The following is a 17,419-nucleotide window of genomic DNA, read 5'->3' as shown; positions in this document are numbered from 1 at the left end:
ATAAAAATTAACAAAGAAATAAAATATTATCTAGTTTTCAAAGAACAAGTCTTGTCGGCATCAAGTTGCCGACAATGGAGCTTAACGGGATCGAACCGTTGACCTCCTGCGTGCAAAGCAGGCGCTCTCCCAGCTGAGCTAAAGCCCCATATTAAGAAGGATAATTTAAAACCCAAATGGGCCTAAATGGACTCGAACCATCGACCTCACGCTTATCAGGCGTGCGCTCTAACCAGCTGAGCTATAGGCCCATCAATAAACCTTCCGATGTCTTAAGGGATGTAAATCCCTCAAAACTAAACAAAGCTTCGAATCATGTGCAGATTCCGTAATTCATTCCTTAGAAAGGAGGTGATCCAGCCGCAGGTTCTCCTACGGCTACCTTGTTACGACTTCACCCCAATCATCTGTCCCACCTTAGGCGGCTGGCTCCAAAAGGTTACCCCACCGACTTTGGGTGTTACAAACTCTCATGGTGTGACGGGCGGTGTGTACAAGGCCCGGGAACGTATTCACCGCGACATGCTGATTCGCGATTACTAGCGATTCCGACTTCATGCAGGCGAGTTGCAGCCTGCAATCCGAACTGAGAACGGCTTTAAGAGATTAGCTTGCCCTCGCGAGTTAGCGACTCGTTGTACCGTCCATTGTAGCACGTGTGTAGCCCAGGTCATAAGGGGCATGATGATTTGACGTCATCCCCACCTTCCTCCGGTTTGTCACCGGCAGTCTCGCCAGAGTGCCCAACTTAATGATGGCAACTGACAATAAGGGTTGCGCTCGTTGCGGGACTTAACCCAACATCTCACGACACGAGCTGACGACAACCATGCACCACCTGTCATTCTGTCCCCGAAGGGAACGTTCCATCTCTGGAATTGTCAGAAGATGTCAAGACCTGGTAAGGTTCTTCGCGTTGCTTCGAATTAAACCACATGCTCCACCGCTTGTGCGGGCCCCCGTCAATTCCTTTGAGTTTCAGTCTTGCGACCGTACTCCCCAGGCGGAGTGCTTAATGCGTTAGCTGCAGCACTGAAGGGCGGAAACCCTCCAACACTTAGCACTCATCGTTTACGGCGTGGACTACCAGGGTATCTAATCCTGTTTGCTACCCACGCTTTCGAACCTCAGCGTCAGTTACAGACCAGAGAGCCGCTTTCGCCACTGGTGTTCTTCCATATATCTACGCATTTCACCGCTACACATGGAGTTCCACTCTCCTCTTCTGCACTCAAGTCTTCCAGTTTCCAATGCACTACTTCGGTTAAGCCGAAGGCTTTCACATCAGACTTAAAAGACCGCCTGCGTTCCCTTTACGCCCAATAAATCCGGACAACGCTTGCCACCTACGTATTACCGCGGCTGCTGGCACGTAGTTAGCCGTGGCTTTCTGGTCAGATACCGTCAATACGTGAACAGTTACTCTCACGCATGTTCTTCTCTGACAACAGAATTTTACGACCCGAAGGCCTTCTTCATTCACGCGGCGTTGCTCCATCAGACTTTCGTCCATTGTGGAAGATTCCCTACTGCTGCCTCCCGTAGGAGTTTGGGCCGTGTCTCAGTCCCAATGTGGCCGATCAACCTCTCAGTTCGGCTACGTATCATCACCTTGGTAGGCCATTACCCCACCAACAAGTTAATACGCCGCAGGCCCATCCAAAAGTGACAGCAAAAGCCGTCTTTTACATAAACATCATGCGGTGTTCATGGTTATGCGGTATTAGCACCTGTTTCCAAGTGTTATCCCCCTCTTTTGGGCAGGTTGCCTACGTGTTACTCACCCGTTCGCCACTAAGCTTCTTTCGGTGAATGCAAGCATTCGGTGAAAGAAAGCTTCGTTCGACTTGCATGTATTAGGCACGCCGCCAGCGTTCGTCCTGAGCCAGGATCAAACTCTCAATTTATAGTTTGTGACTCAAAATTTACTAGCGAATTGACTTCGCAAATATTGTTGCTCTTGTTTAAAACAAGAAGCCCTGCACATTTGCTTATCGAAACTTTGTTCAGTTTTCAAAGATCTACTTCTAAGATGTCGCTTAACGCAACTTCTTAAGTCTATCACTGATTATTCATAATGTCAACAACTTTTTAACTGTCAACAAAATTAATTCAGTTTTCTTATCAGAAAAACCAAGTTTCTGACAAGAAATCATTAAGTGACAACTCGATTATTGTAACAAATTCATTGACCAATGTCAACAACTTTTTTTGAAACAATCTCTCAAGAACTTAACAACAGATACTATAATACCAACGTTTTGCTTAATCGTCAACAAGTTTTTTAAATTTAGTTTGTTTTTTTAAATATAGGATCGTTAATTATCTTTCACTTTAAATAATCCGTATTATTCCACATTTTCACCTTAAAATCAGCAAAATCGTTCGTTTTTAAAATGCACAACGAAGTATTATCAACCAAACCTTCAGCCCTGATTTTATTCAGATTTTCACCGAGCAACGTTTTTACCAAAAAAGTATTCACCAAAGCATGCGCAAATATCAGCACTTTTCCGTTCGGGTGTTCCAGATGGATTTTTTCAGCAGCATGTTGGATTCTGCCGACAAACTGGTGATAATCTTCTCCCTGCATCTCAATCGGCACAAAATTTTCAGGATCTTTAAAGAACGTTTCAAATTCACTGCTTTTTTCATGTTCAGACACCAGATCTCCATCCCAATTTCCAAAATCAAACTCGCGCAATCCTTCAATCGTGCTAATCGAAACATCTCCCAATCCCATTCCTTCAAGAACCGCTTTGCCAGTTTGCTTTGAGCGTCCCATCGGACTGGAGAAAAAAGCCTCAAAATGAGTTCCCTTAAGATACTCACCGGCTTTTTTAGCGTCTTCAATGCTTTGTTTAAGCAATGCCGAGTCTTTTTTCCCGCCTTGAAAGCGGCCTTCTTGATTAAAAACGGTTTTGCCGTGCCTTATCAGATAAAATTCAGTCATTAATATTTCCTCCAAACCAAAAACAGGGGGGCAAATTGCCCCCCTCTCTGCATTTTACAGATTAATCCTTCGTAATCTTTTCCAAACCGCCCAAGTATGGACGAAGTACTTCCGGAACCGTAACGGAACCGTCCTCGTTTTGGTAGTTTTCCAAAATTGCGGCTACCGTACGACCAACGGCGAGTCCTGATCCGTTTAAAGTATGAACGAAATTCAGTTTGCCGTTTTCATCTCGATATTGGATATGGGCACGGCGCGCTTGGAAATCTTCACAGTTTGAACAAGAAGAAATTTCGCGATACTTGTTTTGAGCAGGCATCCAGACTTCAAGGTCATGAGTCATTGCGGCACTAAAGCCCATGTCGCCGGTTGAAAGCGTAATTACATGATATGGCAAACCAAGTTTTTCCATAATGTTTCCGGCATTTTGCGTCATCTTCTCAAGTTCGTCATATGAGTTTTCGGGCTTTGAAAACTTGACCATCTCGACCTTATTGAACTGATGCATGCGAATCAAGCCGCGCGTATCACGACCGGCACTGCCGGCTTCCGAACGGAAACATGGCGTAAGCGCAGTAAAGTATACCGGAAGCTTTTCCATTGGAATAACTTCATCGCGGTAATAGTTCGTCAACGGAACTTCGGCCGTCGGAATCAGCGTCATGTCTTCTCCGTTGACTTGATAAACGTCTTCTTTGAACTTAGGGAATTGTCCCGTTCCGTACATTGTCTGAGCATTTACGATATATGGCGGAAGCATTTCCGTATAGCCTTCTTTTGCGTGCTCATCAAGCATGAAGTTGTAAACGGCGCGTTCCAAACGGGCACCCAATCCTTTATAGTAAACGAAGCGTGCGCCTGAAACCTTTGCTCCACGTTCAAAATCAAGAATACCGAGATCTTCACCGATATCCCAGTGTGCCTTTGGTTCAAAATCAAACTCGCGCGGCGTGCCTACTTTGCGCAATTCAACGTTGGCACTTTCATCTGGACCGACCGGAATCGTCGGATTCGGCAGGTTAGGCAAGCGAGAAGCCATATCCTTGACCGTTGCTTCCACTTCTTCGAGTTCCTCGTCCAAAGACTTGATTTTTGCTCCAACTTCACGCATTTCTTTGATTGCGTCAGTTGCATCCTGCTTATTGCGCTTGGCATTGGCAATTTCTGCAGATACTTCGTTACGCTTTTGCTTCAGTCCTTCCGTTTCAACCAGCAATTCGCGGCGACGCTTGTCTTTTTCAAGCAAAGCGTCGATTTTTTCTTCCTTGACGCCGCGCGTTGCGAGACGTTCCTTAATTTCGTCAGTATTTTGACGAATCATTTTAATGTCTAACATGTTTATTCCTCCTATATTTTCACGTAATCGAAAAAAAGAGCCTTCTCATCCCTCTATTGGGACGAAAAGACTCGTTTCGCGGTACCACCCAAGTTCGACCATGCGGCCGCACTCTCAGAATTAACGATCTCCCGTGCAGAATTACCTGCCCATTCAACGAACGCTGGAGTTTCGGTCAGTGATTCTCAGCTGCTTCACTTCTCTGTACGACCTACTTATGGCGAACTCAGATGTTTCGATTATTTGTTTAATTGTTATTATAGTATGATGGGGATGAAAATGCAAGGTGTGAAGCCGAACGCTTAGCCCCCGCGTATCCAAGTTGCGCTTGCGACGGGTAAGCTCGTCTTGCCCGAGCAAGGGTGCTTGGGACAAGGGGGAATGTGAGGCGAAACCCGATTATGCAAGGTGCGAAGACCAGCCGCTTAACAAGGCGGTAGATAAGGAGGGGCGCGAGTGATCAGCACAAGCGCAGTCACGACGCGGCACGAACTTATCATGAGCCTTGTTGCTGGTCTGAGCCTGATTATGCAAGGTGTGAAGCCGAACGCTCATGAGCCCGTACGCAAGCTTTGGACGACCGAAGGAGCTAAAAATCCCCGATTAAACTTCAGCCGTGCATTTCGATAAAATCTATTCATTTTTGATGTCGTGCGGCGTCAAATCGACCTCGTCCAACGGAATCAGTTTGGTTTTGTGCTTAAGCTTGTAATAGAAGAAAAGCACCAAAAAAATCGGAATCGACATATACGTTACGCTGATTGCCTGCCAATCGAAATTTGCAAAAGACTTGAGATCTTGGCCAATCATGACCAAGATGCACAGGACAAGCGCAAGCAACGGCCCGAACGGGAACCATTTTGCATGATATTTAAGCTCGCTTAAATCATGTCCCTGTGCGATGAAAGCTAGCCGGAAACGATAATGAGCAATTGCGATTCCAATCCAGGCGATGAACCCCGACAAACCGCTCGAATTTACCAAAAACGTGTAGATTCTGGTTCCAAAAATACTTGCAAGAAACGTCAAAAGACCGACAAACGTCGTTCCAAGCAAGGCAAAAACAGGAATTCCACGGTCGTTGACGCGCGAAAACATCTTCGGCGCATCACCGGAAATCCCCAACGCGAACAACATTCTGGTTGAAGCATACATTCCGGAGTTCGCTGCTGAAAGAACCGACGTCAAAATGACCGCATTCATCACTGAAGCGGCAGATGCAAGACCGGCACGCCTGAATACGAGCGTAAACGGACTGATCGTGATGTCCGACGCGCTCGATCCGAGCAGATTGGGACTGGTGTATGGAATCAGACAGGCAATCACGAAAATCGAAAGAATGTAAAAAAGCAAAATCCGCCAAAAAACTTGCTTGATGGCTTTTGGCAAGCTTTTTTCAGGATTTTCCGTCTCACCGGCCGTGATTCCGATCAGTTCGGTCCCTTGAAATGAGAATCCGGCAACGACGAAGACGCTCAAAACCGTCGGAATCCCGCCGACAAACGGCGCCTTTTTATAGGCAAAGTTTTCGAGAAATACAGCGTGTCCGCCCAAAATGCCGATAATCGTCAGCAACCCGACAATCAAAAAGACAATGACGGTAATCACCTTGATGAGCGCCATCCAGTATTCGGCCTCACCAAACGATTTGACCGAAAGCGCATTTATCAGAAAAATCATTACCAATGCCGCCAAGCTGAAGATCCAGCCGGGAACGTGCGGAAACCAAAACTTCAAAACAAGCGCTGCCGTCGAAAGATCAACTGCAAGCGTAATCGCCCAATTGAACCAATAGTTCCATCCCATCGCAAATCCAAGTGCAGGATCGACGAATCTTTTCGAATATTCCGCAAATGAACCGGTAATCGGCAGATAGGTCGCCATTTCTCCAAGAGACGTCATCAAAAAATACACCATTATTCCGATTCCCAGATAAGCTGCCAAAGCTCCACCTGGACCAGCAGTCGAAATTGCGCTCCCGCTGGCAACGAACAGCCCCGTGCCAATGCTTCCTCCAAGCGCGATCATCGACAAATGTCTCGTCTTGAGCGAACGCTTGACCTGGTTGTTTTCTTTCATTTAAAATTCCTCCCATGCAAAACTCAGAGGAGATCTTCAGCGCAAAAAGCACGACCTTCAAAACGGAGGACGCGCTTATCAGTTTCTGTCTTAAAATACGTTTTAAGCAACATCTCGATAGCGCTCCGCTGCATTTTTTACAGCGACAGTCTTCAGTTTTTTCAACTAAAGCCCAGCATCGCCTGCATAAAGGCATAGCATGCTTCGGCAAATCTCCCTTTCGTCCGGTTTCAGCACTGCTTTATCAGCTCCACCGGCTTACTGATGATCTTTGCGACCTCTTCTTCGACAGTTACTATGATACAATCTGAAAAATATAATTGCAAGGCTCGAAATTGCACAAAAAAGCCCAGGGCAAGCCCTGAGCTTAAAACAAGCTTCATCTTCCGGAACGGAGATTCGTCCGAATTTTCTCAACAATGGCCGTTGCCTGTTCGGAAGGCGAAAGCTGCAGCTTGTTCCAGTCAACTTTTGGAACGTCGACCGTCCCGAGAGTCTGACACAAAAGATCGTAAATCGTCACTTTGTCAAGTTCTTGTCGCCACAGCTGATCGGCCGCATCAAACGCCGCGTTGATTGCGCTGTTGCCTTCGGTCGCAATCGGCTTAAAGTCGCTGAATACAAGATCCAGCAATCCGTTGTTCGGATAGGTATGAATCTTCCCTTCAACCGCTGATACGATCTGCAAAAGCGTAATGTCTTCCGGTTCTCTCGCCAAACTGAAGCCGCCGCTGTTGCCTGATGCGGAAGTTATCAATCCGCCGACGACAAGCTTGCGCATGATTTTTTTCAAGTACGTCTGCGAACTGCTGACGCGCGTGTGAATGACGTGTGACGACAGCGGTATTCCCCTATTTTGAGTTGCCAAAAGTGCCATGATGCACGCTGCCTGCTCAAAGCCTTTTGTCAATTGCATTATTACATCAACCTTTCCATCCATGAACGGATCTTATATGGATATCTGATGTCTACATTATAACCTTAATTTTATTGCAGTTCTATCGACGTTTTTCCTATTTTGTCCTCTTTTTGCGTTTGGATTTGCTTTCAAAGGTATAACGACCGTTTGAAATCATCTGCGGACGCATGGCAAAAAACAAACAGAAGAGTTCACCGGCAACAGGGATGAAACGGAAAACGATCATGAACATCGGCAGTTCCGAATCATGGAACCTCCTGATAAATGCAGTGATGGTCGTGATAAAGAAGAAGATCATCCAAACAGTGAACATCACGTCAAAAGCAGTTCCGACCATCTTCGGATAATACATGTAGATTCCCGCCAAAACTGCACCCATGATTACGCTGACAATAATCGTCAAGAGATACATTCCAAGATAACCCCACCAAAAATCACCGGTTCCCATGCGCTTGTCAACCGTCAGCCAGTCTTTGAGCATCAGCTTGGTTGATACGATCAAACCCGGCTTTTTGGACTCGTTTTTGGCAATATGGTACTTCTTGGCATTGGCTTCACGAATCTTGTCTCTTTCTTCTTCAATTTTCTGCAAAAATTTCTCCACGTCAGAAGGATCGTTGATTTCAAAACTTTCCAGAGTTTGCAGCGGATCTTCCAGAGAATCGTCTTCATTTTCCCGTTCATCACGGATTTCCTTTTGATCATCTTTGCTGTCGTCAAACGACATCTCATCATAAAACAACGTTGCCTGGTCCAGGCCACAGTAAGGACAGTAGTTTGCATTTACGGGAATGGCTTCCTTGCACTTTTTGCAAGGCTTCGTTTCAATTGAAGTTCCTTCACGTTCTTGAACTATCCCGCAAAAATGACAACGAAGCTCGTCATCAGCTATTTGTCGGCCGCATCTTTGACAATAAAACATTTTTGGCCCCCATCATTTAAATTATTTATCAGTAAATACTTTATTAGTTTTTTCAATATTTATCAAGCGGTTAACAACGCTCTTCAGGCTATTTTTTAAAATTTGCACAATTTTAAAAAATATTTACTACTGTTCAGGTCATCTTTGTTAAAATATATGGTAGCGGTGCGTTTCAACTAAAAAATTCAGCACACCAGGAAAGGAATATATCATGCTTCATACGGCATTACTCATGCTTTGCATCGGCATCTTTGCCGGTGTGATGGGTGCTATTTTAGGGATTGGCGGCGGAATGATCATCACTCCTATTGTTACGTTAGCACTCGGAATGGATATCAAATATGCAATCGGAGCAAGCATTATTGCTGTTATCGCAACCAGTTCCGGATCAACGATCGCATTTTTGCGCGATGATGTTTTAAATCTTCGCGTTGCAATGTTTTTGGAAATTTTCACAACAATCGGCGCAATTATCGGTGCTCTTTTGACGGGTGCCTTCAACCCGATGATTCTTTACGTCCTTTTTGGAGCTCTGCTTGTTTTCTCAAGCTGGAACATGTACAGAAAACTTCGCCGCGGACAAGAAGTTTTGAAACGCGTTGAGCCGGACAAGCTTGCCGAAAAATTCAAGTTCAACAGTTCTTATTATGACAAAAACCTCCACAAACAAATAGATTATCAGGTCGAAAACATTCCGGGCGGCGCCGCCATCATGTTTGGCGCAGGCCTTGCCTCAGGAATGCTCGGAATCGGTTCAGGTGCTTTCAAAGTTATGGCAATGGACGGAGCCATGAAGATGCCGCTCAAACCTTCGAGTGCGACGAGCAATTTGATGATGGGCGTCACCGCAGCAGCAAGTGCCACCGTGTATTTCTTCAACGGATCCATCAAGCCTGAAATTGCCGTCCCGCTGGCTCTTGGCATCATCGGAGGGGCAACCGTCGGGAGCCGCATCATGCAGCTTTTGCCGGCAAAAATCATTCGCGGAATCTTCATTCCGATTTTGCTTTATCTTGGCTTGCAAATGATTCTTAAAGGATTTGGGGTGACGATCTGATGTCTGAAAAAAAAGCTACTACCAGAGAAGAAATGATGGCCGTTGAAATCGTTATCGGAAAAATCATGCGAATCGGAGTTTTCCTGGCAGCTACCGTGATGATTATCGGCTTTGCGATGCTGATGATCAAGGGCACGAGCGGATACCCCGGAAACAGTTTCCCGACGACTCTTTCCGGTGTCGTTTCCGGAATGTCCGCACTCAAGCCGTATGCTTGGATGATGGGAGGAATCTATCTTCTGATCTTGACTCCTGTTTTGCGAGTCGTCATCTCAATTTACGCATTCATCAAAGAAAAAGATTATCTGTACGTCAAAATCACATCGCTGGTTCTGCTGATTCTGATCGTCAGCTTCTTTCTTGGCCACAGATAGTCAAAAGGAGTGAAAAATATGCCACAAAAGGACAAAGGATACGTCAATCCCGAAATTTCGCCGCGTTCCGAACGCAGTAAAAAACATCACCAAGCAAAGAAAAACCATCGAGGTTGTTTCTTCTGGGGGTTGCTCGTGACCGTTATCGCCCTCATCGTCGGCGGCAAATATGCCTACGCAAAATATACGAATGCTAAAAATGCCGCTAATACGATTTTCCAATCCTCAAACGTCAAAAAAGCTCGTGACGTCAATTCGACCTTAAAGGACGGTCATCCTGTGTCAGTTTTGCTGATGGGAACGGATACTGGTGCGCTTGGACGTGATTTCAAAGGCAGGACGGACACAATCATGATTGCCGTTCTCAATCCTAATAAAAAAACAATGACGGTCGTCAGTCTTCCTCGCGATGCCAAGGTTGAAGTTTCCGGATACGAATCAAAATATCCGAGCAAGCTTAATTCGGCCTATTTCTACGGTGGTTCAGGAACTGCGGTCAAGACCGTTCAAAATTATCTCAACGTCCCGATTGATTTTTACGCAACAATCAACATGGGCGGCCTTGAGCGTTTGATTGACTCGGTCGGCGGACTAGATATCAAGCCCCTTCTGACTTTCACTTATGATAATCAGTCATTCGTCAAAGATGAAGAAACACATATGGATGGTGCTCGTGCACTCGCCTATGTCAGAATGCGCTACACCGATCCTCAGGGCGATTATGGTCGCCAGGCCCGTCAACGCCAAGTTTTGACGCAGCTTGCATTCAAGGGCAGCCATCTGATGAGCTTGATCAATCAAAAATTTCTGTCGACGATTTCAAAACAGATGGTTACCGATCTTACTTTTGACGACCTGCTTGTTTTAGGGAGCAAATACAGGGTCGCGACCCACAACATGGTTACGGATCACCTTGCCGGACAACCGAACCAAGAAAACGGCGAATCGTTCGAAGTTCCGACTACCAAGGAACGACAGCGAATCACCAACCTTTTGCGAAAAGCGCTTGATTTAAATCATGCTCAAACCGGAGACTCTGGTGAATGGATTGACGCGGATGATTAACAAGGTATGAAAGCGAGCGATCATGACCCCTATCGCAAGCAAGGACTCCCTAGGCGAGCTTGTCTCGTCTAGGGAGTCCTTGCTTGCGATAGGGGGAATGCGAGCTGGAACCCGATTAGGACAAGGTGTGGAGCCGAACGCTCAGCCCCCGCGTATCCAAGTCGCGCTTGCGACGGGTAAGCTCGTCTTGCCCGAGCAAGGGTGCTTGGGACAAGGGGGTTGTGAAGCGAAACCCGATTAAGACAAGGTGTGAAGACCAGCCGCCTAACAAGGCGGTAGATAAGGAGGGGCGCGAGCGATCAGCGCAAGCGCAGTCGCGACGCGGCACGAACTTATCATGAGCCTTGTTGCTGGTCTGAGACTGATTAACAAGGTGTGGAAGCGAGCGCTCATGACCCCGTACGCAACTGAATGATGATTTTAAATCCGTGCCAGTGATGGCGCGGTTTTTTTATTGTTAGACAAAGTAGTCTAATGATTGTGGGGTATTTTTTATGGCAAAGTACAGTCCGGAACTGAAAGCGGAAATTATTAGTAAATATAATCAGGGAATGGCAACGAGTATCCAATTAGCTCGAGAATACAACCTCAATTCAAGGGTTGTTCGAAGCTGGATTCAAACATATCGACTTCAAGGTAAAATTCGTCATAGTAGAAATAAGAGAATATTTGACACTGATTTTAAACTGGCTGTGATAGACTATTATCAAACACATGAGGTAACCATAGCTGAAGTTGCTGCCAGGTTTGATCTGCTTCCAGGTCAAGTATCCCATTGGAGGACACTATTTAAAACGGGTGGTATAGAAGCTTTGCGTCCTCATCAAAAGGGAAGGAAGCCAAAACAAATGAAATCACCAAAACACCCGGAAAAGAAACCAACATCATCAGAATTGAGCGAAAATGAGCGGCTGAAGGCTGAAATTATCAAGCTAAAGAAAGAATTGTATGATGCACGTCTAGACGCAGCCATATTAAAAAAAGCGGCGGCCCTGTTCTGGAACTCAAAGCACGACGGAAAACGATGATTCTTGACCAGATCAGGGCCGAACAGTTACAAATGCCTAAAGCTGAACGTTTCAGGCTTAATGACTTACTGTCTAAATTAGAGTTGAAACGGGCAACTTACTACGATGAACGTAAGCGCATCAGTAATAAGTTTGACAAGTATCATGAAGTTAAAAGGCAGATGATGATTATTGCGCAGAAGTATTCCATGAGAAATCGTTTCACTGCCGGTTATCGACGAATTCAAGTTGAATTGGAACGTCTGGGAATTCATCTGGCTGGTGATACCGTTCGGAGGCTAATGCGTGACCTGGACATTCAGGTAACCATCTACAACCGTCATCAAAATCGAAAGTATTCGTCCTATCGAGGTACCGTAGGTCATCTTGCTCCTAACCGGTTACATCAGAACTTTTGCGCGACAAAACCCTATCAGGTGTGCCATACAGATGTCAGTCAGGTCCGTCTGGCTAATCAAACCTGGGCTTACCTTTCGGTGATGACTGATGAGGCCAGTAAGGAAGTTCTGGCATGTCAGGTCAGCCTTCACCCGAATTCAGATTTAATTACAAGGACTGTGGATGAATTAATCAGGAATCTTCCTGATCATGCCTGCCCCTTGATTCATTCGGATCAGGGATGGCAGTATCAGTTGCCTTACTATACTCAAAGATTGGCTAACCATCACTTTGTTCAAAGTATGTCTCGTAAGGGACATTGTCTGGATAACGCACCAGTGGAAAGCTTTTTCCACATACTGAAAACTGAGTTGCTGGATGGGCTACCATTATTTGAAGACATTACTGCATTTCAAATGATGGTTCAAGACTACATCCATTTCTTTAATTACGAACGGGTTTCTTTAAAAACAAAAGGCATGACTCCGGTAGAATACCGAAATCATGCCATGACAGCTTAATTGTTTAATTTTGTCTAACTTTTTTATTGCACTTCATGATGGCGCGGATTTTTTTATTCTGGGCGGCACACCGAGATTTCACTCAAATTTTACGGACAAAGCGTCATTTTTTTACTGATTTGTCCGTAATCAAAACGCATTTTACGGACAAAGCGTCCATTTTCATCGATGTGTCCGTAAACGGCAGTGATTTTGCCAAATGCAGTGCTGCTCATCACCTGCTCAATCACGGTCAAAACGTTGCTTTTCGATATTTTGCTACTTTCGAGGTCGCACGGGCCGAATTTGGAGCCGATGGTAGAACATTTTTTCATTTTTCTTTGTTTTTGTTCTACTTTCATCTCCGCATGGAGTCAAGTCCTAATTTGTGTGTAAAATATTTTTTCCCAGGCACAAGTTGTGCAGGGGATGCGAATGCATCCATGTATGTCCACTATCACTCTTGAAGGAGCTGTCAAGGGTGCGCCATCTGCGCACCTCGAAGAGGTTCCCTTGACAGCTTCGGAAAGAGTGATACACCTTACGCAGCTCTTAGTTTTTGTTGTTCCTCTGCCAATTCTTTTAGTTCAGCAACCGTCTTAGACTTGATCATTTTTGCGTAGGTTGCCGGACTGAATATGGCTTTCTTGGAGCTAACGACATCGTTTCTTTCCAACAGAACGGAACCCATCAGCCGCATCAGCGAGTTCTCGTTTGGGAAGATTCCGATGACGGAAGAACGTTGCTTCAGCTCTTTGTTCAGTCGTTCTATATGGTTTGATGTTCTGAAATATCTCCGCAAATTCTTAGGAAGCGCCATGACGGTCATGGCACTTTCAAAGCCTTCATCGAGGCATGACATGGCAGATTCAGCAACGTCTTCTGTAATCAGCGATGATTTCATCACGTTTTTTACGTGCATCTTCTATAGTTTCGCAGTTCCACATTTCCTGAAGTTCGGCTCTGATGCCTGCCTGATATTTTTTTGGTGATTTTCCCGAAATGTTCCTGGCAAAATGAAACTGGCACCTTTGCCATGGAACCTCAGGAAATACCCTTACTGACGGCATCCTGAATACCTTCATGAGCATCAGAAGTGATCATCAAAAGCCTTGGAGGCCACGTTTTTTCAGTTTTTGGAGAAAGGAATTTCCAAGTTTCTTTGGATTCGTTGTCATATACTTCAAATCCAAGGATTTCACGATGTCCTTCGTGATTCGTACCATAAGCGATCATAAACGCTTTGGAAACAATTCTGTGTTTGTCCCTGACCTTGAAGTAGGTTGCATCCACTATTAAAAAAGGGTAGTCTCCGGTCAAGGGTCTGTCCTTGAACTCATTGACCTTTTCAATCAGATCCTTGCATACTTCTGAAACTGAGGACTTAGAAAATGTCGTTCCGCACAAAGTTTCCATGATATTCGACACTTTACGCGTCGCTACTCCGCTGACAACCATCTCCGCCATACTGGCGATCAAGGCAGCTTCGCTTCGGGAATAGTTCTCGAAAACAAGAGTCTTAAAAGGAACATTGCGATGTCTCGGCACAGTTAAGGTGATTTTGCCTATCCGTGTCTTGAGCTCGCGTTCTCGAGTGCCGTTGCGGCTGTCCGTGCGTTCTTCTGACCGTTCATAAGGCTCAGCCTTGAGCTGAGCAGTGGATTCCGCCATCAGAATACTATTGAGACTTTTACGAAGCAGCTCGCGAAATGCCTGATCGTGATCCTTTGAAAGAAGTTGTAGAATTTCCTCTTGATTTAAGGTAATATTTAATTGGGCCATTTGTTCATCCTCCTAGTATTATTGTTGTTTGTTGATTTAATTATACCTGGGAGCTGAGCACTTGGCTCTCTTTATTTTTATCAATTTACACCATTATACGGGCATAACCCAGCATGGCTCGGTTTTGGCCTCTGCGGTAGAACATTTTTTCATTTTTCTTTGTTTTTGTTCTACTTTCATCTCCGCGCGGCACGATTTTGGACTCCGTGGTAGAACATTTTTACGATTTTTTGAGATTTTGTTCTACTTTTGAGACCACGCGCTCCGGATTTGGAGGCAGCGGTAGACAAAAATCACACATTCACCCCGGTTTTTGTCTACTGGACCCAGAGATTCAAAAGGGATTACGGGCAAAACGACGATTTTTGAAACATGCCCGTAAATGCCAGTCCTCGGTCACGGGCAAAAGGCCTTTTTTTTTTAATCTTCCCGTGATTCCGCGCAAAACGCTGCCTCCTTCACTGCATTTGTCAAATAAAAATACCTCGTTTCACCAAAGAAACGAGGCTTAGCTTCGACTACTGCTGAGAATAACCGTGAATTTTAAAATAGACCTGGGATACGAACTCGGCCAAAAAGAAACCGACCGCAATCGAACCGGCAATCATCCCGACTTGAACAAGATAGCTCAAAGCCAAATCGTTTTTTCCAATCGCAAAATAACGCACGGCACGATATGCCTGGCCTCCCGGTACAAGCGGGACAAGGCTTGGAATATTAAACAAAATCATCGGCATTTTCTTGAAACGGGCACAGAACATGGCACCCATACCGATGGAAAATGCTGCCAGCAAGTTGGCAAGCATCGAGCTGCTGAAACAGTCCTTTATGCAAACATAGACCAACCATCCGATGACGCCGACGATTCCGCATTCGTTCAATCCGCGTCGCGGGATGTTCAGGATAACCCCAAACCCGACGGTTGCCATATAACAAAAAACAACGTTCACAATTAAAAATAAAATCAGATTCATCATCGCTTACCTCAGAAAAAACGCAATACGACGGCAATTCCAAAGCCAATTGCGCACGCAGAAATCAACGCTTCGGTTCCGCGCGAAATACCGCTCAAGATATGCCCCGCAAGCACGTCACGGACCGCATTTGTCAAGGGAACTCCTGGAACCAGCGGCATGACGGCACCAATCGTGATCATCCCCATGCTTGTTCCAAGGTGAAAGCGAACAACAAATGAAGCGAACAATCCGATTACCAACGCTCCCAAAAATTCGCTCACAAATTTTACTTTAAATCTCGTATTAATATACCAATAGACCGCATAACCGATTCCGCCTGCGAAAAATGCAGGGAAGAAATCCAAAAAACTTCCGCCATACATCACAAGCAGCGTTGAACTGACGATTGCTGCCGCAAGCAACTGCCAAGGAAAAACGAAGAACGGAGTGGTCGTTTTCATTCGGTTAAGCCTTTCATCCACCTCTTCAAGCGATAATTCGCCGCGCTGAAAGGCCCGCGACAAATCATTGACGCGCGAAACCACTTCAAGATTGATGCTGCGCTCATTGATTGGTTCGATTCGAGTCAGTTTGCTTTTGGGCGCAGACATCATGATTCCCGTCGTCGTTTCAAAAATGCGCGGCTCTTTGATCCCGGCATTTTTTGCAAGACGATACATCGTATCATCGACTCTGGTCATATCAGCTCCGCTTTCAATCATCAGTTTTCCAGCGGTCAAAACAACCTCCATGGCCAATTCATCACGTTTCATTTCATTCATTTCTTAATTTCACCATTGCCATCCAAGTTAATTTCGACGCATCCGATCAAGATGCTACCAACGATTATGACAAAAGCAGACGTAAATGTAAATAGGGCAGCGTATGAAAAATTATCGATAATTATCCCGCCCAAAACGGGACCGACTGCGCGACCCAATGCCGGAAACGCGGTAACGAGTCCCTGATACTTCCCTTTTTCGCTAAATGAGCTGAGGCTTGAGACAAAAGCCGGGAAAGTCGGAAAAGTCAGCACCTCGCCCAAAGTAACAATGGCCATCGACAAAACAAAATACGGATAGCTTTTTGCAAAAATCAGTGAGCTGAATCCGAAGGCAAACAAAACGATGCCCAAATAAATCTTATGCGTCAGCTTTGTTTGGAAAGATTCGTCAAAGCGATTGATCAGCGGCTGAATCAAGACAATTATGATACCGTTGATCGTCCACAGCAAACTGTAGTTTTTGACGGGAATTCCCAACTGTCCCATGTAAACCGACAAATTGCTCTGCCATTGCGAATATCCGACGTCGATTGCAAAATAAAGTGCGAGCGCTGCAAAAATCACGATTGCTGCTTTTTTAGGCGTTTTATCGGAGACACCCTTCTTTTGACTTGCATGTTTAGCCAAAACGTGCTGTGGGACAAAATAAAACAGCCAGACTATCAGCAAAAAAACGGCATACATCGCAAAATTGACGATAAAAATCATGTTGATTGAAATTTCAATGACATATCCGACAAGCATCGTCCCAGCGACCACGCCGACGTTTTGCATGAAATAGATCATATTAAAAACGTATCTTGGATCTTTTTCTTTAATTCCGGTTGCAAGCGAACTGACAATCGTTGACGAAATACCGTTTCCGAAATTATCCAGAATCAGCAAAAAAGCAAAACATGGCCAATCATGGAAAAAAATCAGCAAAAAGACCGATGCAGCTTGCATTAAAACTGACAAGATCAAGAAAAAGCGCACTTTTCCATGATCGTATATGTATCCTCCAAGCCAGCTTCCGATAATCAGCGTAATCGAGTTGAAGAACAGTACTGTTCCGGCAACCGTTAACGACTGATGCAAATAATCATGCATATAAATCGTCGTCAAGGGCCACAACAGGCTTCCGCCGGTCGAACAAATCAGGCTCCCTAAAAGAAGCCAATGCAAGCGTAACTCTCTTTTCAAAATTTTGCCCCCTTTTTAAATCCAGTATCATAAGTGTAATCCCGCACAAAATTTCATGCAAGCAAAAAAGACCGAATGAAATCATCCGGTCCTCTACAATTGCG

General features: G+C 45.2%; 17 protein-coding genes, 2 tRNA genes, 1 rRNA gene and 1 riboswitch. Of the genes, 5 read left to right on the top strand and 15 right to left on the bottom strand.

The genetic code is table 11. The features are described 5' to 3' along the window. Positions 1-75 precede the first annotated feature (75 nt). The 8 genes from LRC_RS01320 to LRC_RS01285 all read right to left on the bottom strand — a co-directional run bounded on the left by LRC_RS01320 (position 76) and on the right by LRC_RS01285 (position 8,209). A tRNA-Ala gene (locus tag LRC_RS01320) sits at positions 76-148 on the bottom strand. A 29-nt stretch (positions 149-177) separates the two neighbouring features. Further along, positions 178-251 (bottom strand) — tRNA-Ile (locus LRC_RS01315). A gap of 93 nt (positions 252-344) precedes the next feature. After that, positions 345-1,907: ribosomal RNA gene (locus LRC_RS01310) — 16S ribosomal RNA — on the bottom strand. A gap of 422 nt (positions 1,908-2,329) precedes the next feature. After that, complete coding sequence (locus LRC_RS01305; RefSeq protein WP_014072849.1) at positions 2,330-2,953, bottom strand: histidine phosphatase family protein; 624 nt, start codon at positions 2,951-2,953, stop codon at positions 2,330-2,332. Positions 2,954-3,014: 61 nt separating this feature from the next. Then, positions 3,015-4,289, bottom strand: a complete 1,275-nt coding sequence (serS, locus tag LRC_RS01300; protein ID WP_014072848.1) for a serine--tRNA ligase — start codon at positions 4,287-4,289, stop codon at positions 3,015-3,017. Positions 4,290-4,922: 633 nt separating this feature from the next. Continuing rightward, the gene (locus tag LRC_RS01295) at positions 4,923-6,368 is read right to left on the bottom strand and encodes an amino acid permease (RefSeq protein WP_014072847.1); all 1,446 of its coding nucleotides are present in this window, start codon (positions 6,366-6,368) and stop codon (positions 4,923-4,925) included. A 110-nt stretch (positions 6,369-6,478) separates the two neighbouring features. Continuing rightward, positions 6,479-6,659, bottom strand: a riboswitch (Lysine riboswitch). 88 nt (positions 6,660-6,747) lie between these two features. Then, complete coding sequence (locus LRC_RS01290; protein ID WP_014072846.1) at positions 6,748-7,284, bottom strand: Rrf2 family transcriptional regulator; 537 nt, start codon at positions 7,282-7,284, stop codon at positions 6,748-6,750. Positions 7,285-7,381: 97 nt separating this feature from the next. Beyond that, positions 7,382-8,209 carry a zinc-ribbon domain-containing protein gene (locus LRC_RS01285; protein ID WP_014072845.1) on the bottom strand — a complete coding sequence of 276 codons (828 nt, stop codon included), beginning with the start codon at positions 8,207-8,209 and terminating at the stop codon, positions 7,382-7,384. Positions 8,210-8,420: 211 nt separating this feature from the next. Here LRC_RS01285 and LRC_RS01280 point away from each other — a divergent pair, with 211 nt between their 5' ends. The 5 genes from LRC_RS01280 to LRC_RS01255 all read left to right on the top strand — a co-directional run bounded on the left by LRC_RS01280 (position 8,421) and on the right by LRC_RS01255 (position 12,632). Further along, positions 8,421-9,266, top strand: a complete 846-nt coding sequence (locus tag LRC_RS01280) for a sulfite exporter TauE/SafE family protein (RefSeq protein ID WP_014072844.1) — start codon at positions 8,421-8,423, stop codon at positions 9,264-9,266. Beyond that, positions 9,266-9,640, top strand: a complete 375-nt coding sequence (locus tag LRC_RS01275) for a DUF1634 domain-containing protein (protein WP_014072843.1) — start codon at positions 9,266-9,268, stop codon at positions 9,638-9,640. Before LRC_RS01280 ends, LRC_RS01275 begins: the two co-directional genes overlap by 1 nt. A gap of 18 nt (positions 9,641-9,658) precedes the next feature. Then, the gene (locus LRC_RS01270; protein WP_014072842.1) at positions 9,659-10,705 is read left to right on the top strand and encodes an LCP family glycopolymer transferase; all 1,047 of its coding nucleotides are present in this window, start codon (positions 9,659-9,661) and stop codon (positions 10,703-10,705) included. A 494-nt stretch (positions 10,706-11,199) separates the two neighbouring features. Then, on the top strand, positions 11,200-11,733 hold the full coding sequence (locus LRC_RS01260) for a helix-turn-helix domain-containing protein (protein WP_014072807.1): 534 nt from the start codon (positions 11,200-11,202) through the stop codon (positions 11,731-11,733). Beyond that, a complete protein-coding gene (locus LRC_RS01255; protein ID WP_014072808.1) occupies positions 11,730-12,632 on the top strand; it encodes an IS3 family transposase in 903 nt (300 codons plus the stop codon). Before LRC_RS01260 ends, LRC_RS01255 begins: the two co-directional genes overlap by 4 nt. 89 nt (positions 12,633-12,721) lie before the next feature. On the opposite strand, the gene LRC_RS11480 is transcribed toward LRC_RS01255, so the two are convergent. From LRC_RS11480 to LRC_RS01230, 7 genes are all read right to left on the bottom strand, one after another. Further along, positions 12,722-12,973: a hypothetical protein gene (locus LRC_RS11480; RefSeq protein ID WP_041819794.1), complete on the bottom strand. Its 252-nt coding sequence runs from the start codon at positions 12,971-12,973 to the stop codon at positions 12,722-12,724. 179 nt (positions 12,974-13,152) lie between these two features. Continuing rightward, the gene (locus LRC_RS11775; RefSeq protein ID WP_258414870.1) at positions 13,153-13,515 is read right to left on the bottom strand and encodes a transposase; all 363 of its coding nucleotides are present in this window, start codon (positions 13,513-13,515) and stop codon (positions 13,153-13,155) included. Beyond that, positions 13,481-13,681, bottom strand: a complete 201-nt coding sequence (locus LRC_RS11770; protein ID WP_258414412.1) for a transposase — start codon at positions 13,679-13,681, stop codon at positions 13,481-13,483. Before LRC_RS11770 ends, LRC_RS11775 begins: the two co-directional genes overlap by 35 nt. Continuing rightward, entirely contained in the window at positions 13,656-14,393 is a 738-nt protein-coding gene (locus LRC_RS11765; protein ID WP_258414411.1) for an IS256 family transposase, read from the bottom strand. The genes LRC_RS11770 and LRC_RS11765 overlap by 26 nt, the downstream gene beginning before the upstream one ends. 518 nt (positions 14,394-14,911) lie before the next feature. Then, the gene (locus LRC_RS01240; RefSeq protein WP_014072841.1) at positions 14,912-15,370 is read right to left on the bottom strand and encodes a threonine/serine exporter family protein; all 459 of its coding nucleotides are present in this window, start codon (positions 15,368-15,370) and stop codon (positions 14,912-14,914) included. Between the two features lie 8 nt (positions 15,371-15,378). Then, positions 15,379-16,131 (bottom strand): threonine/serine exporter family protein, encoded by a 753-nt coding sequence (locus LRC_RS01235; protein ID WP_014072840.1) that lies wholly within the window; start codon positions 16,129-16,131, stop codon positions 15,379-15,381. Beyond that, entirely contained in the window at positions 16,128-17,315 is a 1,188-nt protein-coding gene (locus LRC_RS01230) for an MDR family MFS transporter (RefSeq protein WP_041819788.1), read from the bottom strand. The genes LRC_RS01235 and LRC_RS01230 overlap by 4 nt, the downstream gene beginning before the upstream one ends. Between the last annotated feature and the right edge of the window lie 104 nt (positions 17,316-17,419).

Source organism: Ligilactobacillus ruminis ATCC 27782 (assembly GCF_000224985.1).
GTDB classification, from domain to species: Bacteria; Bacillota; Bacilli; order Lactobacillales; family Lactobacillaceae; genus Ligilactobacillus; species Ligilactobacillus ruminis.
Note: the sequence above shows the minus strand (reverse complement) of the source record. Positions and strands in the feature narration are given on the sequence as shown.

What these genes read in the sequence shown, in the direction of transcription:
- LRC_RS01305 (WP_014072849.1), bottom strand. Translation starts at nt 2,953, where the DNA reads ATGACTGAATTTTATCTGATAAGGCACGGCAAAACCGTTTTTAATCAA.
- serS (WP_014072848.1), bottom strand. Translation starts at nt 4,289, where the DNA reads ATGTTAGACATTAAAATGATTCGTCAAAATACTGACGAAATTAAGGAA.
- LRC_RS01295 (WP_014072847.1), bottom strand. Translation starts at nt 6,368, where the DNA reads ATGAAAGAAAACAACCAGGTCAAGCGTTCGCTCAAGACGAGACATTTG.
- LRC_RS01290 (WP_014072846.1), bottom strand. Translation starts at nt 7,284, where the DNA reads ATGCAATTGACAAAAGGCTTTGAGCAGGCAGCGTGCATCATGGCACTT.
- LRC_RS01285 (WP_014072845.1), bottom strand. Translation starts at nt 8,209, where the DNA reads ATGTTTTATTGTCAAAGATGCGGCCGACAAATAGCTGATGACGAGCTT.
- LRC_RS01280 (WP_014072844.1), top strand. Translation starts at nt 8,421, where the DNA reads ATGCTTCATACGGCATTACTCATGCTTTGCATCGGCATCTTTGCCGGT.
- LRC_RS01275 (WP_014072843.1), top strand. Translation starts at nt 9,266, where the DNA reads ATGTCTGAAAAAAAAGCTACTACCAGAGAAGAAATGATGGCCGTTGAA.
- LRC_RS01270 (WP_014072842.1), top strand. Translation starts at nt 9,659, where the DNA reads ATGCCACAAAAGGACAAAGGATACGTCAATCCCGAAATTTCGCCGCGT.
- LRC_RS01260 (WP_014072807.1), top strand. Translation starts at nt 11,200, where the DNA reads ATGGCAAAGTACAGTCCGGAACTGAAAGCGGAAATTATTAGTAAATAT.
- LRC_RS01255 (WP_014072808.1), top strand. Translation starts at nt 11,730, where the DNA reads ATGATTCTTGACCAGATCAGGGCCGAACAGTTACAAATGCCTAAAGCT.
- LRC_RS11480 (WP_041819794.1), bottom strand. Translation starts at nt 12,973, where the DNA reads ATGAAAGTAGAACAAAAACAAAGAAAAATGAAAAAATGTTCTACCATC.
- LRC_RS11775 (WP_258414870.1), bottom strand. Translation starts at nt 13,515, where the DNA reads ATGAAATCATCGCTGATTACAGAAGACGTTGCTGAATCTGCCATGTCA.
- LRC_RS11770 (WP_258414412.1), bottom strand. Translation starts at nt 13,681, where the DNA reads ATGCCGTCAGTAAGGGTATTTCCTGAGGTTCCATGGCAAAGGTGCCAG.
- LRC_RS11765 (WP_258414411.1), bottom strand. Translation starts at nt 14,393, where the DNA reads ATGGCCCAATTAAATATTACCTTAAATCAAGAGGAAATTCTACAACTT.
- LRC_RS01240 (WP_014072841.1), bottom strand. Translation starts at nt 15,370, where the DNA reads ATGATGAATCTGATTTTATTTTTAATTGTGAACGTTGTTTTTTGTTAT.
- LRC_RS01235 (WP_014072840.1), bottom strand. Translation starts at nt 16,131, where the DNA reads ATGAATGAAATGAAACGTGATGAATTGGCCATGGAGGTTGTTTTGACC.